Source organism: Barnesiella viscericola DSM 18177, assembly GCF_000512915.1.
Lineage (GTDB): Bacteria > Bacteroidota > Bacteroidia > Bacteroidales > Barnesiellaceae > Barnesiella > Barnesiella viscericola.
Map to the genome: position 1 here is coordinate 1623007 of NZ_CP007034.1, position 16711 is coordinate 1639717.

At 56.7% G+C, this 16711-nt stretch carries 14 protein-coding genes; 2 read left to right on the forward strand and 12 right to left on the reverse strand.

Annotated elements, in window-relative coordinates; genetic code table 11:
* Positions 1–17: 17 nt before the first annotated feature.
* From ftsZ to rsmH, 12 genes are read right to left on the reverse strand one after another with little or no spacing between them, the layout of a single operon-like run.
* Positions 18–1244 carry a cell division protein FtsZ gene (gene ftsZ / locus BARVI_RS06480; protein ID WP_025278452.1) on the reverse strand — a complete coding sequence of 409 codons (1227 nt, stop codon included), beginning with the start codon at positions 1242–1244 and terminating at the stop codon, positions 18–20.
* Between the two features lie 12 nt (positions 1245–1256).
* Complete coding sequence (locus tag BARVI_RS06485; RefSeq protein ID WP_025278453.1) at positions 1257–2690, reverse strand: cell division FtsA domain-containing protein; 1434 nt, start codon at positions 2688–2690, stop codon at positions 1257–1259.
* Between the two features lie 21 nt (positions 2691–2711).
* On the reverse strand, positions 2712–3422 hold the full coding sequence (locus BARVI_RS06490) for a cell division protein FtsQ/DivIB (RefSeq protein ID WP_198015955.1): 711 nt from the start codon (positions 3420–3422) through the stop codon (positions 2712–2714).
* A 23-nt stretch (positions 3423–3445) separates the two neighbouring features.
* Entirely contained in the window at positions 3446–4816 is a 1371-nt protein-coding gene (gene murC, locus BARVI_RS06495; RefSeq protein WP_025278455.1) for a UDP-N-acetylmuramate--L-alanine ligase, read from the reverse strand.
* Positions 4813–5925: an undecaprenyldiphospho-muramoylpentapeptide beta-N-acetylglucosaminyltransferase gene (murG, locus tag BARVI_RS06500; RefSeq protein ID WP_025278456.1), complete on the reverse strand. Its 1113-nt coding sequence runs from the start codon at positions 5923–5925 to the stop codon at positions 4813–4815. Before murG ends, murC begins: the two co-directional genes overlap by 4 nt.
* Before the next feature lie 11 nt (positions 5926–5936).
* Positions 5937–7217: an FtsW/RodA/SpoVE family cell cycle protein gene (locus tag BARVI_RS06505; protein WP_025278457.1), complete on the reverse strand. Its 1281-nt coding sequence runs from the start codon at positions 7215–7217 to the stop codon at positions 5937–5939.
* Positions 7218–7234: 17 nt separating this feature from the next.
* Entirely contained in the window at positions 7235–8578 is a 1344-nt protein-coding gene (gene murD / locus BARVI_RS06510) for a UDP-N-acetylmuramoyl-L-alanine--D-glutamate ligase (RefSeq protein WP_025278458.1), read from the reverse strand.
* Between the two features lie 15 nt (positions 8579–8593).
* Positions 8594–9859: a phospho-N-acetylmuramoyl-pentapeptide-transferase gene (gene mraY / locus BARVI_RS06515; protein WP_025278459.1), complete on the reverse strand. Its 1266-nt coding sequence runs from the start codon at positions 9857–9859 to the stop codon at positions 8594–8596.
* 27 nt (positions 9860–9886) lie between these two features.
* Positions 9887–11350: a UDP-N-acetylmuramoyl-L-alanyl-D-glutamate--2,6-diaminopimelate ligase gene (locus tag BARVI_RS06520; protein WP_025278460.1), complete on the reverse strand. Its 1464-nt coding sequence runs from the start codon at positions 11348–11350 to the stop codon at positions 9887–9889.
* Positions 11351–11360: 10 nt separating this feature from the next.
* A complete protein-coding gene (locus BARVI_RS06525) occupies positions 11361–13430 on the reverse strand; it encodes a penicillin-binding protein (protein WP_084547011.1) in 2070 nt (689 codons plus the stop codon).
* On the reverse strand, positions 13414–13776 hold the full coding sequence (locus BARVI_RS06530) for an FtsL-like putative cell division protein (protein WP_025278462.1): 363 nt from the start codon (positions 13774–13776) through the stop codon (positions 13414–13416). Before BARVI_RS06530 ends, BARVI_RS06525 begins: the two co-directional genes overlap by 17 nt.
* A gap of 4 nt (positions 13777–13780) precedes the next feature.
* Positions 13781–14695, reverse strand: a complete 915-nt coding sequence (gene rsmH / locus BARVI_RS06535; RefSeq protein ID WP_025278463.1) for a 16S rRNA (cytosine(1402)-N(4))-methyltransferase RsmH — start codon at positions 14693–14695, stop codon at positions 13781–13783.
* A 226-nt stretch (positions 14696–14921) separates the two neighbouring features.
* On the opposite strand from rsmH, the gene BARVI_RS06540 reads away from it, so the two are divergent.
* Entirely contained in the window at positions 14922–15773 is an 852-nt protein-coding gene (locus tag BARVI_RS06540) for a 1-acyl-sn-glycerol-3-phosphate acyltransferase (RefSeq protein ID WP_025278464.1), read from the forward strand.
* Positions 15748–16695 carry a GNAT family N-acetyltransferase gene (locus BARVI_RS06545; RefSeq protein ID WP_025278465.1) on the forward strand — a complete coding sequence of 316 codons (948 nt, stop codon included), beginning with the start codon at positions 15748–15750 and terminating at the stop codon, positions 16693–16695. The genes BARVI_RS06540 and BARVI_RS06545 overlap by 26 nt, the downstream gene beginning before the upstream one ends.
* Positions 16696–16711 lie beyond the last annotated feature (16 nt).

Genomic DNA, 16711 nt, shown 5'->3' on the forward strand with positions numbered 1-16711 from the left:
TATTTTACAGGTTTCTATCAAAATTTTATGGTGCGGCGACCACCGTTGCCGCTATCCTCGCGCTTCTCGCCCCCCTCGAAATTGTCGCGGAAGTCTTTGGGGCGGTCATAGGCGGGAGCCTTCTCGAGCTTGTCGATGAGCTCGTCGTTGTCGAGCTGGTCGGGACGCAACACGATGTATTGCGACTGGGCGATGTGCTCGTCGGCATCGCCTCCGTACTCGCCTTTGAAGGTCAGGTCCGAGACCTCGAAACCGGTGGCCAGAATGGTAATCTTCACCTTCTTGCCCAGCGAAGAGTCGTGGGTGTAGCCCCAGATTACCTTCACCCGTTTCTTGAAGCGGGTCATGAAGGCACTCAACTCTTTCGACTCCTGAATGCGCAGCTCGTCCGACTCCTCGGGCGAGAAATAGAGGTTGAACAGCACCCGCTCCGAATCGTAGATGTCGCTCTCTTTGAGCAGCGGCGAAATCAAGGCATTCTGTATGGCCTTGCTCATGCGGTGTTCGCCTTCGCCCTCGCCGGTACTGATTACGGCAGCACCTCCGTTTTTAAGGGTGGTGCGCACATCGGCAAAGTCGAGGTTTATCTTACCGTTCTTCGACACCAGTTCGGCAATACTGCGGGCCGCGTTGGCCAAGGCGTCGTCGGCCTTGGAGAAGGCGTTGGTCCAGGAGAGGTCGGGATAGATTTTGCACAACCGCTCGTTGTTGATGACCAGCAGGGCGTCGACGTGCTTGCGCATCTCCTCGACACCGGCAAAGGCCTGCAAAATCTTGGGCTCGCCCTCGAAGAGGAAAGGTATCGTGACGATACCCACCGTGAGCATGCCCTTCTCTTTGGCGATACGGGCCACGACGGGTCCGGCACCGGTACCGGTACCACCACCCATACCGGCGGTGATGAATACCATGCGGGTCTCGTCCTCGAACAGGGCCGAGATGCGGCCGTCCTTTTGCTCATACTCCTCGGCCAGGCGCTTTCCCTCTTCGGGTTCGCCCCCGGCACCTTCGTCGCCGATAGCCACCTTGATGGGCACCGGCGAGTCGCTCATGGCTTGGGGGTCGGTATTGCAAAGAGCCAGGCTCACTCCCTGGATATTCTGACGGTACATGTAATTGACGGCATTACCACCGCCGCCGCCTACACCCACTACCTTTATCTTGATAGGCTCGTCCTTCTTCTGTTCAACTCCGGGGACGATGAAGTCGGGTAACTGAGAGTTATTTATATCCATATCGTTCATGGCGTTCATCTTTTAAAAATTATCGTTTTCATCATCGAGCAGCGTCTCGGCCTTCCGCAGCATGTCTTTCCACTTGCCGAAGAGACCGGGCCCTTTGGACTTTTCCTTCTCCTGTTTCTCCTTCTCCTTGCGCTCTTTCTCGCGCTTCTTCGCCTCCTCGGCTTCGCGCTTGCGCTGCTCTTTCTCCTCGCGTTTGCGACGTTCCTGCTCCTCGCGCTCCCGAGCCTTCTGCTCTTTCGGGTCGACCGGTTTTACCTCCTCTTCCGGAGCCTCGTCGTGCGGCTCGTCGACAGCCTTGGGCAGTACCGTCACGCAGTTCTCCCGGCCGCAATAGAGCAGACCCAGAATTTGCAGATAGTCGGCGCTCTTCGATTGCGAAGCCACGTCGAGCAGCATGTCTTGCCGCAGAGCTCCTTTGCGCACCCGAATGTCGCACTTCTCGGCCAGCAGTTCGGCCAGATTGGAGAGTTTGGCCGCGCCACCCACAATCACCATGCCGGCGCCCAGACTCTTGCGGTCGCACTTGGCATAATCGAAGTGGGCGTTGACGTTGGCCACAATCTCCTCGATACGGGCCTTGACCACCTTCGAGAGGTCGAGGCTCTTGATTTCGGAGAGGTTCTCGCCGCGCAGCGTGATGTTCGACTCCTCGCCCATCACCTTGGCCGAACCCAACCGCACCTTGAACGACTCGGCCTCGGGGCCGGTCACTTTGAGCGTCATGATGTCGCGCGTGATGTTCTGCCCGCCCAGCGGTATGGTCGAGAGGTAGCGCAGCAGTCCGTCCTTGTAAATCGATACGGTAGTCGTCTCGGCGCCGAAATCGACCAGCATGACACCGGCCTGACGGTCCTCGTTGCTCAGTGCCACATAGGCGGTCGAGAGGGCCGTGGGGATATAGCGAATGACCGAGGGTTCTCCCCGGAAGCATTGGGCTACGCTCCGTTTGAGTTCGTCGCGGGCGACAATCAGTTTCAGCCCCATTTTCAGGTTCGAGCCTTCCAGCTCCTCCCGTCCCGTGCGCAACTGGTCGTCGACCGTCACCTCGGTGCGGACCACCTCCAAGATGTCGGCCCCGGCGATAGGCATCTCGCGGGCCTCCTCCTGCAAGTGGCGGATTATCTCCTCGGTAATAATCGTACCCTCGGGATAGTCGCGGCTGATCATGTGGTCCTCGGCATGCAGCGACTGACCGCCGATACCGACATAGACCTGTTTGATTTTTTTCGAGGTACTTATCCGGTTGTTCAGTTTCCGGATCAAGCGTTTTATCTTAGACGAAACATCGTCGGCATTGACCACGAAGCCTCGTTTCACACTGCCATTCAACGGTTCGGTATCTATGCCAAGCACAGTAACCACACCTTTCAGAGAGCGGGTTGCTATCGCGCCCGTAATCTTCGAGCTCCCGATCTCAATAGCTACTATGTATCTATCCGTATCCATATTGTTATATTGTTATTTATTTCACCATTTTTTCCGGCGGGTACAAACCACCTGGTCCTTGAACTTCAACGAGACGGTGTCGTACATCGACCAGCCCGTCTGGTTGAAGACCTGTCGATAGACCTGCATCAGGTTATCGAGTTTCGCCTCATAATCCTGTGCCGAGCCCAACAGAATCGTCTGCCGTCCCACCCGGGGAATCAACTCTATTTCATGACGCTCATTGACATAGATTTGTTCAATCTGAGCGTTCCAAAACGAGTCGTTGTAAATGTACCGGGCCAGCGGCAGCAGGTCGCTGTAAGTCATCACGCTGTCCACACACCCGGTGACCAGAGGCAAGTGAGCCCGATATTGAGCCCGGGCCACCATGCGACGCCCCTCGGTATCGACGTAGTAGTTGCCACCATTGGCCATGACCCGCATCACGGGCACGCGCTGGGTGACCTCGACACACACGATGCCCCCCGCTTTCTTATAACATTCGACCGAACCCAACACGCCGTTCAGCCGCAGGGTCCGCTCCATCTTCTCGGTGTCGATCTGGCTCAACGGTTTGCCGCAGGGATCCAAATCGTACTCCTCGATATATCCATACACATCGGCCGGTGAGACATAGTGCAGGGCAGCACTGTCGAGTATCTCGACCTGCAAGTCCCGGCACTTGTCTTCTGCCGCGTAGGAGCGGAGAATAAAGAACGAAACAAACAGGTAGACAACGAGTACTACCATGAACAAAAATCTCAACAATACCTTCATTTCGCCTCCACAATCGACGCTATCTGGGGCAGCAGACGGTCTATGTCACCGGCCCCCATGGTCAATAAAACGTCAAAGTTACACTCTTTTATCCGTTCTAACAACTTTTCGCGCAAACAAAGTTCTTTCTCTCTGCACGTTATCTTGTCGAAAATAATCTGCGAGGTGACTCCCGGTATGGGCTGCTCGCGGGCCGGGTAGATATCAAGCAGGATAACCTGGTCGGCCATCGAGAGGGCCTCGGCAAACTGAGGGGCAAAGTCGCGGGTGCGGCTGTACAGATGGGGCTGGAAGATGACCGTGAGCTTGCGCCCGGGATAGAGCGCCCGCACCGAACGGATACTGGCCTTCAACTCGTCGGGGTGGTGGGCATAGTCGTCGATCATCACGCGGTCGTCGCGTTTCACCCAGAACTCAAACCGCCGTTTGGCTCCGCGGAACGAGGCCATGGCCCGGCGCATGTCGTCGTCGGTCACACCGTTCAACCGGGCAATCGCCATGGCGGCTACGGCATTCTCGATGTTGATGTCGACGGGGACTCCCAGCTCCACATCGGCCACCACGCCGTCGGGGGCCACGAAGTCGAACACGATGGTGCCGTTGCCTACCCGGATATTCCCGGCATGGAAATCGCCGCCGTCGCGGGCCGAATAGGAATAGACCTTAACCCCCTCCTGCACGCGAGGCACCAGCTTGATGCCCCGCTTCATGACCAGGCAGCCGCCCGGCTGTATGAGCGAGGTAAAGTGGGTGAAACTTTCGAGGTAGGCCTCCTCGGTACCGTAGATGTCGAGGTGGTCGGGGTCGGTAGCCGTCACCACGGCCATATAGGGGTGCAACCAGTGGAACGAGCGGTCATACTCGTCGGCCTCGATGACCGTGAAGGGCGAGTGGTCCGACAAGATGAGGTTGCTGTCGTAGTTGCGCAAGATACCGCCCAGAAAGGCGTTGCAGCCGATGGGCGACTCGTGGAAGATGTGGGCCGCCATACTCGACGTGGTGGTCTTGCCATGCGTTCCCGAGAAGCAGAGGCCCTTGCTCGACTGGGTGATGAGTCCCAGCAGCTCGGCCCGCTTGATTACCCGGAAACCCTGCTCCCTGAAATAGACCAGACCGACATGGGTGGCGGGAATGGCCGGCGTGTACACGACCAGCGTCGTGGCCGGGTCGCGACAGTAATCGGGAATGAGGTCGACCGACTCGTCATAGACAATCTCCAACCCCTCGGCTTGGAGTTCGGCCGTCAGCGGCGAAGGGGTGCGGTCGTAACCGGCCACCCGGTAGCCCTTGGCCAGGAAATAACGCACCAGCGCACTCATACCGATACCGCCGGCGCCTATGAAATAGAGTGAGGTATATGATTTCATTTCTTATCGACTATATCAAAGATTATATCGGCAATGCGCGCTGCCGAATCGCGCTGGGCCAGCAGGGCAATCTGCCGGCTCATCGACTGCAACTGCTCCTCGTCGTGCACGACCGAAAGGGCACAGGGCATCAACCGCTGACGGGCTTCGGCGTCGCGCACCAAGATAGCGGCCCCTTTCGACGAGAGGGCCTGGGCATTCTTGGTCTGATGGTCCTCGGCCACATTGGGCGACGGTACCAGAATCACCGGCTTGCCCAGCAGGCAGAGTTCCGAGATAGAGCTGGCCCCGGCTCTCGAAATGACCAGGTCGGCTGCCTTGTAGGCCAGGTCCATGCGGGCGATAAAGGGCATCTGCTTGATGCAGGCTGGATTGCCCGCCGCGTCGAGCGCGGCACGAGCCCGCTGGTCAAACCGCTTGCCACACTGCCACACGAGTTGTACCCCGCTCTTCACAATCTCGGGAATCGACTCGACCACGGCCGTGTTGAGCGTGAGGGCGCCCAGACTGCCGCCTATCAGCAGGATTGTCTTCTTGTGGGGGTCCAGTCCGAAAAATTCGCACGCCTCGTCGCGGGTCAACCGGTCGTCACACAAGTCCTGCCGCACCGGGTTGCCGGTGAGCACGATTTTATCGGCCGGAAAGAAGCGCTCCATACCCTCGTAGGCCACGCAGATGGCGCGAGCCTTCGAGGCCAGCAGCTTGTTGGTGACACCCGCATAGGAGTTCTGCTCCTGAATGAGAGTGGGTACTCCCCGGTGGGCTGCCGCCCACAGCGTGGGACCGCTGGCATAGCCACCTACCCCCACGGCCACGTCGGGGTTGAACTTGCGCACAATGCCCCGAGCCAGGCGCAGACTCTTGCCCAGACGCCACAGCACCTTGAAGTTGGCCAACAGGTTACTGCGGTTGAAACCGCTCACGGGCAGCCCCTCGATGGGGTATCCCGCCGCCGGCACCTTCTCCATCTCCATGCGGTTCTCGGCCCCGACAAACAGGATTTCGGCCTCGGGGCACCGGGCCTTTATCGCGTTGGCAATGGATATGGCGGGGAAGATATGTCCTCCCGTTCCACCGCCGCTAATCAATACTCTTATTGCTCGTTTCATACGACTGGTTATTATGCTAAGTTGGTCGGATTCGCAGCCTGCAAATCCTCCGGCAAATCGGTTTCGCGTTCCGACTTGATATTATTTCCCGTATCCTTGACGGCATATCGGCTCACGCTGAGCATGACACCGAAGCCGAAACTCATCATCCAGATGGAGGTACCTCCCTTGCTGATCAGCGGCAACGGCTGACCCGAAACGGGGAATACCCCTACCACGATGGCCATGTTGAACAGGGCCTGCAACACAATCATCACCGCCATTCCCATCACCAACAGGGCCGGGAAGGCTTTGGTACACCGCCGGGCGATGAGGCCGGCCCGCGCCAGAATCATGAGATAGACCAGCAACAGGCCCACACCACCGACAACGAAACCCAGGTCCTCGATGATGATGGCATAGATGTAGTCGGAGAAGGCCAACGGCAATCGCGACGACTCCCGGCTGTTGCCGGGCCCTACGCCCGTGATGCCGCCGTGAGCCATGGCCATGGCGGCCCGATGCTCCTGCAAGTTCTGCGGGGTGGTCTCCTTCTCATACTCGGGAGTGGGGTCGAAGAAGTCCTCCAACCGGCTTTCCCAGGTAGACGAACGGGCTATCACCTTACCCCCCTTCTCCTCACCCGCGGCGGCAACGGCCTCGGTCTCGGCCGGCGCCTTCATCTCGGTGATGAGGTCTTTGGCCTGCATCACCGCCAGAGCCAAGATGACATAGACCAGGAAGATACCTATCAGCTTGTACCACTCTACACCGCCGATGAGCATCATGCACACGCTTATCCCGATGAACAGCAGGGTGTTGGTCAATCCCTGGGTAAAGAGCAGGCCGCTGAAAACCGTCACCAGCCCCACCACCCACAGGACGCCCTTCATGTTCACGCCCCGTTTGATCTGCGACTTGGCCAGCACCGTGGCCATGGCCAGCACGATGGTCACCTTGGCCACCTCCGACCCCTGCAACGAGATGCCCAGCACCGAGATGGTGCGCTTGGCACCGTTGATGGTATCGCCCCAAAAGAGGATACACACCAGCAGCAAGATGGCCAGCGGTATCATCACATAGGCCAGCACCTTGAACCACTTGTAGTGAATCTTCGAGGTGACATAGGTAATGAGGAATCCCGAGAAGAGAAGCATCACATGCTTGATGATGGGCGAATAGACATCGCCTCCCGTAATCTCGCGGCTGATGGCGCTGTACACCTCAATCACCGAGACGATATACAAGATGATGATGATACCCCAAATATAGGGATCGCTTCGCCTGGATTTCTCTACCGATTCGACATTCATATTCTCTTATCCTTATTTTATAAAGCCCTTACACAAGCCTTGAACTGGTCGCCCCGGTCTTCGTAGCTCTTGAACAGGTCGAAGCTGGCACAGCAGGGCGACAGCAATACCGTATCGCCCGGCGAGGCGAGGGCATACGACTTGTCGACAGCCTCCTTCATCGAACGGGCCTCGGTGATGTAGGGCACCTTGCCCTCGAAGAAGGCGTGCAACTTGCTGTTGTCGACCCCGAGGAATACTAGGGCCTTCACCTTGTCACGCACCAGCTGCTCGATTTCGGTATAGTCGTTGCCTTTGTCTTTCCCGCCCAAGATGAGGACTACGGGGGTCTTCATGCTCTCCAAGGCATACCAGCACGAGTTGACATTCGTCGCCTTGGAATCGTTGATAAACTGCACGCCCCGCACCGAAGCAACCCGTTCGAGACGATGCTCCACCGACTCGAAGTCGCTCAATGCCTTGCGGATAGCCTCTTTCTTGACATTCAGCAGGCAGGCCGACAGACCGGCCGCCATCGAGTTGTAGAGGTTGTGACGGCCGAGCAGCGACAGTTCGTCGGTCTTCATCGTGAGAGTCTCCTCGGGAGTATCGATGGTCAGCTCGCCGTGGTCGGTATAGGCCTGGGTGCCGGGCTCGTGTGTCTCGGCAAAGGGATAGCGCTGCGATTTGAGGGTGAGTTTCGACAGCTTCTCGTTGATGACGGGGTCGTCGTTCCAGTAGATAAAGGCATCGTCCTCAGTCTGGTTGCGGACAATGCGGAACTTGGCATCGACGTAGTTCTCCATCTTGTAGTCGTAGCGGTCGAGATGGTCGGGCGTGATGTTGAGCAGGACGGCGATATTGGCCTTGAAGTCATACATGTTGTCGAGCTGGAAACTGCTCAACTCAATCACGTAGTAGTCGTAGTCGCAGGTAGCCACCTGCAAGGCCAGACTCTTGCCCACGTTCCCGGCCAACCCCACCTTCAACCCGGCGCTCTTCAAGATGTGGTAGGTGAGCAGGGTCGTGGTGGTCTTGCCGTTGCTGCCGGTGATGCAGATCATGCGGGCATGGGTATAGCGGCCGGCAAACTCGATTTCGGAGATGACGGGGATATTCCGCTTGCGCAACTCCACAATCATGGGGGCGGTCAAGGGTATGCCGGGACTTTTGATTACCTCGTCGGCATTCAGAATCAGTTCGGGCGTGTGATGCCCCTCTTCCCAGGCAATGCCATACCGGTCGAGTTGCTCCTTGTATTTATCCTTAATCGACGACGTGTCCGAAACAAACACGTCGAATCCCTTCACTTGGGCCAGCACGGCGGCTCCGGCACCGCTCTCGCCGGCTCCCAATACTACAATTCTCTTTTTCTTTTCCATATCGAAACAACCTTTCTATCGCATTTTGAGCGTAACTATGGTTATCGCTGCCAGCATGAGGCAGACAATCCAGAACCGAACGACGATTTTGGATTCGGGCACAGCCTGCAACGGTTTTTGTATCAAAGCATTAATACCGGCATTCCCCGGTTTCTGGAAGTGGTGATGCAACGGGGTCATCTTGAAGACCCGTCGCCCCTCGCCATACTTGCGCTTGGTAATCTTGAAGTAGGCCACCTGTATCATCACCGAGAGGTCCTCGACAAAGAAGATGGCACACAAGATGGGTATGAGCAGCTCCTTGTGTATGCACAGCGCAAAGACGGCGATGATACCGCCCAACGTGAGGCTGCCCGTGTCGCCCATGAACACCTGAGCCGGGTAGGCGTTGTACCACAGGAAGCCGATGGTCGCCCCCATGAAGGCACAGGCAAATACCACCAGCTCTTCACTGCCCGGTATGTACATAATATTTAAATAGGAGGCATAGGCGATGTGACCCGACAGATAGGCCAGGATACCCAACGTGAGTCCTATGATGGCCGACGTTCCCGTGGCCAGACCGTCGAGACCGTCGGTGAGGTTGGCCCCGTTGGAGACGGCCGTGACGACAAATATCGTGAGCAGTATGAAGATAATCCAACCGCCGGTCTGGGCATGTTCGCCCAGGAAGGGCACCAGGTCGGCATAGTCGAGGTTATTGTTCTTGAAGAAGGGAATGGTCGTCTGGGTCGACTTGATATTCTCGGACTCGTACTTGACCACCTCGGTCGTCGTGCCGGGAGCCTGTACGGCCACATTCTCGCGGATCACCACCTCGGGACTCAGATAGAGCGTCAGCCCCACGATAAGACCGAGACCCACCTGCCCTACGATCTTGAACCGTCCGTGCAGCCCCTCCTTATCCTTTTTAAATACCTTGATATAGTCGTCGAGGAAACCGATGGCTCCCAGCCACACGGTCGTGACCAGCATCAATATCATGTAGATATTGCCCAACCGGCCCACCAGCAGACAGGGTACCAGTATGGCGATGATGATGATGATACCGCCCATCGTGGGGGTACCCTTCTTGGCCATTTGCCCTTCGAGCCCCAAGTCGCGTACCAGCTCGCCGATTTGCCGTATCTGCAACCGGTTGATGATGCGCCGCCCGATGATGGTGGCAATGAACAGCGACAGGATAAAGGCAGCCATCGACCGGAACGAGATATAGGAGAACAACCGCGCTCCCGGTATATCGAACATCGATTCGAGGTATTGAAACAGATAATACAACATATTGCGTTCTTCTTTTATCGGTTAATATCAAGCCTGCTCTTCGGCAAACAGTTTCTCGACCTCCTCCTTGTCGTCGAAGTGGTGTTTCACCCCTTCGATTTCCTGATAATCCTCGTGCCCCTTGCCGGCAATCAGAATCACGTCGCCCGGCTGGGCAAACTGGGTGGCCATGCGAATCGCTTCGCGGCGGTCGACCTGCAACAGGGCCTTGCGGCGCTGCTCGGCATCGAGCCCGGCCACCATATCGTTGAGTATATCGTTGGGATTTTCAAAGCGGGGATTGTCGGAGGTGAGAATCACCCGGTCGCTCAGGTTCACCGCCTCGCGGGCCATCATGGGGCGCTTGCCCTTGTCGCGGTTACCGCCGGCACCCACCACGGTAATGATGTGGCCTTTGCCTTCGAGCACCCCGTGAATCGTGTTGAGTACATTGTTCAGCGCATCGGGGGTGTGAGCGTAATCGACAATCACGGTATATCCGCGCGAGGAGTGCAGCGTCTGGAACCGACCGGCTACCGGCACCAGCAGGCTCATCTTGCGCAGCACCTCGTCGGGGTCCTGTCCCAACAGGCAGGTGGCGCCATAGACGGCCAGCAGGTTGTAGGCGTTGAAGCGGCCCACGAACCGCACCTCGACCTCCTTGCCGTTGATTTCGAGCGACATGCCGTCCATACGGCTCTCGATGATACGGGCCTTGAAGTCGGCCATCGTGCGCAACGAATAGGTGTGCTTTTCGGCGCGGGTATTCTGCAACATCACCATACCGGCCTTATCGTCGATGTTGGTCAAGGCAAAGGCCCCCTTGGGCAGGCCGTCGAAGAACGACTTCTTGGCTTTCAGATAGGCCTCGACCGTCTTGTGGTAGTCGATGTGGTCGCGGGTGAGGTTGGTGAAGATAGCCCCGTTGAAGTCGAGCCCGGCAATGCGGTGCTGGGCTGCCGAGTGCGAACTCACCTCCATGAAGGCATAGTCGCACCCTGCATCGACCATCTCGCGCAACAGGCGGTGCAGATGCAGCGGGTCGGGGGTCGTGTGGGTAGCAGGCACCCTCACCGTGTCGATGTAGTTGCACACGGTCGAGAGGAGCCCCGCCTTGTATCCGAAGGAGCGGAACATTTCATACAGCAGCGTGGCCGTGGTGGTCTTGCCGTTGGTCCCGGTCACCCCCACCAGCGTCAACTCGCGCGAGGGGTTTCCATACCAGGCCGAGGCCAGCAGCCCGAAGGCAATCGAACTGTCGGCTACCTTCACATACATCACCCCGTCGGCCAACTCGGACGGGAACTCTTCGCACACCACCACCCGGGCACCCTGGGCAATAGCCTGGGGTATAAAGGTGTGGCCGTCGACCGAGACTCCGCGAACGGCGACAAACAGATAGTCGGCCTTCACCTGACGGGAGTCCGACTCCACGCCCGACACTTCGTTCACGACAGCGCCCTTACGCTCTGTCACTACAATTTCCGATAATAACTCTTCTACTTTCTTCATATCATCGTATTCATTTCAATTTCAAAATCACCGTCGTGCCGGGTTGCAGCGCCGCTCCCCGAGGTATCGACTGTTCATAGACCCGACCGCGTCCCTGAATGCTCACATTCAGTCCGGCCTGTTCCAGCAGGTAAAGGGCATCGCGAGCCCCCATGCCGCTCACGTCGGGCATGCTGTCGCAATAGGTCTCAATGTTGTAGCAATCGCTCACATCGCCCCGTACACCCAGGCGTTGGAGCACCTGCCGCGTCTCGGCAATATCGCCCTTCATAATCGACGGAGCAAAGGTCTGCGTCGAGTCCGAAGGCATCGCCATGGGCACATCGAGACGGCCCATCGAGTAGAGCGTCTCGGCAATCTTCTTCAACACCCCGCCACAATAGCGACCGGCCGAAGGCATACCCGGCAGATCGGGTTTTCCCAGCAGGACGATGCACGAGTATTGCGGTTTCTCATAGGGGAAGAATCCACAGAAGGTGATGCGGTAGCGGCTCTCATACTTGCCGTCGGCACCGATGTTCCGCACCGTACCCGTTTTCCCGGCGATGGTCACCTTTTTCGAGCGAGCCAGCCGTCCCGTACCGTCATCGTCGTTCACCACGGCATAGAGCATTTGCCGCAGGGCACGGGCCGTCTCGGGCTTACAGGCGTGCTCCCTGATGTAGCTGATGTCGAAAACCTTTTCGGGCTTCCCGTTGCGCAACAGCTCCTTGACCAGACGGGGCTTGACAAACTTGCCGTCGTTGGCTATGGTGTTATAGAGCGCCAGCGTATAGATGGGCGGTATCTTGGTGGTATAGCCATAGGACATGCGCGTGAGGTTGATGCGGTCCTGTACCGTCGCTTTCAAATGGCGTATCGTGGGTCGGGCCGTTCCAGGAATACCCAGGTCGAAGGGTTCCATGAAGCCCACCTCGTAGATGCGTTGCACAAAGCGATCGGGGTCGCGCTCATATCCCCGCAGGATAATTTCGGACAGACCGATGTTCGACGAGTACTTCATCGCCTCGATGGCGGTCATCGACGCTCGACCGTGGGTATCGGTAATGGGGCGCACCCGGGCTCCGGCTGGATAGCGGAACACGCCGTTGTGACCGTTGATCACATCGTTCGGACGCACCACCCCGTCGTCGAGGGCAATCATCATCGACAGGGGCTTGACTACCGAACCCGGCTCGTACCCCTGCACGGCATTGTTCACCGTTTCGAGATACTCCCCGCCGGGCAGACGCGAGAGGTTGGACATGGCTTTAATCTCGCCCGTAGCCACCTCCATGACGATGGCCACGGCAAACTCGGGCTGCGTCTCTTCGATGGTTTGCAGCAGGGCTTGTTCGGTAATATCCTGTATGTCAATATCAATAGTAGTCTTCACGTCGAGACCCCGTTGGGGCGGATCGGATACCCAGTCGACGATACCCGACGGAATCTGCTTCTTGATGGTCCGCCCCGGAATACCGTAGAGCAGCGAGTCGAGCGCCTTTTCCAGTCCGCTGTTGCCGTGGAAGGTCTCGTCCAACCCGCCGATGGCTCGCGAGGCCATGGTTCCGTAGGGCTTCTCGCGCTTGATGATTTTCTCGCGGTTAGGGTCGATATAGAAGCCCGAATAGGGTGTCGAATAGCGCAGGAAGGGGAAGGTCTTCAACAGTTCATAGTCGTGCCCCGTCACCTCACGCACCAGAACATAATAGCGTTTCTTGCGCAAAAAGGCACTGCGCATACCCTTCTCATAGGCGGCAGCCGTCTTGTTGGGGAAATATTTCGCCAGCATCTGGCTCAGAATCTTCACACTGTCGTTAAACTCCCTGGCCTTGAACTTGGGCACTCCAAAGTCAATCAAGGCCCGGTAATAGGTCATGTTGGTTGCCATCACCTCGCCGTTCTGGGCCAGAATGTCGCCCCGTTCGGGCATCACCTCGTGGGTAACCGACAGCATCTGAGCCGCCTTCTCGTTCCACTTGTCGGCATGAATGATGCAGGTATCGGCCGCCTTCTTGACAATGGCGATACTGAACAGCAGCACCCCGACGATGACCAGGGCATATCGCAACAATATGTGTCGTTTATTCCTTGTCTCCATCTGTCGGTCTCAATTTTACAGGAGGAGTATCGGGTATTTCGAGGCCCAACCGGTTCTCGTTCACCAGGGTGACAATGCGCGAGTGGCGCACCAACCCCATGTAGCGGGCAGCAGCACGCACCCGCTCGGTCTTGGCGTTGGTGAGTTCGAACCGCAGCTCTTTAATCGTCTCCAACTTGGTCTGGCACACATACCGGTTGGCAATCGACAGGCAAAAAAGAAAAACCACCGAAGCGATGAAGCCCCAGTGCGACCTGAAAAAATCCAGGGAGAAGATGCGTCCCTGAACCGCCATTTTCAGATACTTGATGAATCCTATCTTTTCGTCCTTTGTTTTCTTAGCCATACGGTTATACCCTCTCTGCTATTCTCAATTTGGCACTGCGCGACCGGGGATTGCGTTCGATTTCGGCCTCGTCGGGCACAATCACCTTGTGGTTGACCGCCCGGAACGGAGCCTCTATGCGGCCGAAGAAATCCTGCTCGGCACGCCCCTCGACATTTCCCGTGCGAATGAAGTTCTTGACCATGCGGTCTTCCAGCGAGTGGTAGGTAAGTATTACCAGCCGTCCCCCGGGAGGGAGCAATTCGACCGACTGCTCCAACAGGCGGCGCAAGCTCTCCATCTCGCGGTTCACCTCGATGCGCAGAGCCTGGAAGAGTTGGGCCAACTCTTTCTTCTCCTGCTTGCGGTTGACATAGGGGCGCACCACTTCGAGCAACTGCTCGGTTGTCGTAAGGGGCGACGTGGCCCGGGCCGACACGATGGCCGAGGCGATGCGACGGGCGCTCTTCAACTCGCCATACAGAAAAAAGAGGTCGGCCAGCTGCTCCTCGCTATACGAGGCCACCACTTGGGCGGCCGTCTGCAAAGCCCGCTGGTTCATACGCATGTCGAGCGGACCCTCGAACCGGAACGAGAATCCCCGCTCCGAGTCGTCGAAATGGTGAAACGAGACACCCAAATCGGCCAAAATCCCGTCGACCTGCTCCACGCCATAGTAGCGCATGAAGTTTTTCAGATACCTGAAATTGCTGTGGACAAACGTGAACCGCTCATCGTCGAGACTGTTGCGCCGGGCATCCTCGTCCTGGTCGAGCGAGAAGAGCCGTCCCCCTTCGCCCAGACGTGACAAAATCGCGCGCGAATGGCCTCCCCCGCCGAAAGTGACATCGACATAGGTTCCGTCGGGTTTGACAGCCAATCCGTCGATGCACTCTTCGAGAAGTGCAGGTATATGATACACAGCCGATTGCAGTTCCATTCGCAACTTGTCCTCCAACTTCACTTTTTTGCAGGGTAAAGATAGGCATTAATCCCCAATCCCGCAGTGCTCTTCTCCACTTTTTTCTCTATTTTTTTCTGCTGAGGCTCAACGGCTCCCGCCCGCCACAAACACGAAGAGATACCACCCCGTAATAAAAGCCCCGTTCCCCTCTATAAAAATAAAAAAAATAGCGTATTTTTGTACACACTTTTTATGAATAGTCATGAGTTCCGAACCTCTGAAAATCGATATTGAGAAAGTAGTCAGGGAAAAGACGCCCAAATATGCCAAGAGAATCCCGGGATTCCTTTTCCGTTATCTGAAACGGACCATTCACCAGGACGAGATAAACTACGTCCTCAGCACCTACAAGGATAGTACCGGTGTACAGTTTGCCGACGACCTGCTCGACTACATGAACGTACATGCCAACGTCATCGGCATCGAGAACATTCCGGCCGAGGGACGTTTCATCTTTGCCTCGAACCACCCGCTGGGGGCCCTCGACGGAGTCACTCTCATTCGGTTTTTCGGCCACTACTACAACGGGAAAATCAAATTTCTCGTCAACGACCTGTTGATGAATATCAAGCCGTTGGAGCCGGTATTCCTGCCCATCAACAAATACGGGTCACAGGCCAAGGAGTCGAGCGTACAGATTAACAAGGCCTACGAGTCGGACGAGCAGATGCTCATCTTCCCCGCCGGACTCTGCTCCCGCCTGCAACACGGGCAGATACGGGATTTGGAGTGGAAAAAGACCTTTATCGCCAAGGCAATCCAATCGCAACGAGACATTATCCCCATCTATTTCGAGGGCCAAAATTCAGCCTTTTTTTATCGATTTGCTAAAATACGTAAATCGCTCGGCATAAAATTCAACATAGAATTGATATATTTGCCCGACGAAATGTTCAGTAGCAAAAACAAAACGTTCAACATATACATTGGCAAGCCTATCCCCTGGCAAACCTTCGACAAATCCAAGAGTCTTCAAGAGTGGGCCCAGGTGGTGAAAGAGCAAGTCTATCAGATTAAAAACCAATCTCATGGAACCGATTATCGCGCCCGTTGACAAAGAGCTAATCAAATCGGAGTTGACCCCCGAACGATTCATGCGGGATACCCGCAAGGGCGGCAACAAAATATATATTGTCGATTGCAACAACGCACCCAACACCATGCGCGAGATAGGACGGCTGCGCGAAATAGCCTTCCGCTATCCGGGAGGCGGTACGGGCAAAGCGCTGGACATCGACGAGTTTGACACGATGGACCCGCCGTGCCAGCAACTCATCGTATGGAACCCCGATGCTGAGGAGATCATAGGCGGCTACCGGTTCATTTTGGGCGAGAACATTCGTCAGGACGAGCAGGGACGTCCCCGCATCGCCACCTCGCACCTCTTCGAGTTCTCCGACAAGTTCCTGCACGAATACCTGCCCCGCACCATCGAGCTGGGACGCTCGTTCGTCACCCTCGAATACCAGTCGTCACGGGCCGGTGCCAAGGGGCTCTTCGCCCTCGACAACCTGTGGGACGGATTAGGCGCACTCACCATCGACTATCCCCAGACCGAATATTTCTTCGGGAAGGTGACCATGTACCCCACCTACTCGCACGAGGGGCGCAACATGATTCTCTATTTCCTCAACAAGCACTTCCCCGACCCCGAGCACCTCGTGTGGCCACGTCACCCGCTGGAAACCAATACCGACGAGGAGAAGATGAGTCGTCTCTTTATCCACGACGACTTCAAGGAGGACTACAAGATTCTGAACCAGGAGGTACGCAAGCTCGGCTACAACATTCCCCCGCTGGTCAACGCCTACATGGGACTGTCGCCCACGATGAAGATGTTCGGCACGGCCATCAACGACGAGTTCGGCAACGTAGAGGAGTCGGGTATCCTCATCGCGATAAAAGAGATTATCGAGGAGAAACGAAGCCGCTACATCGAGACCTACGACAAACTGCCTCCGATCAAGATATCGTAGCGGCAACACCGCTCTC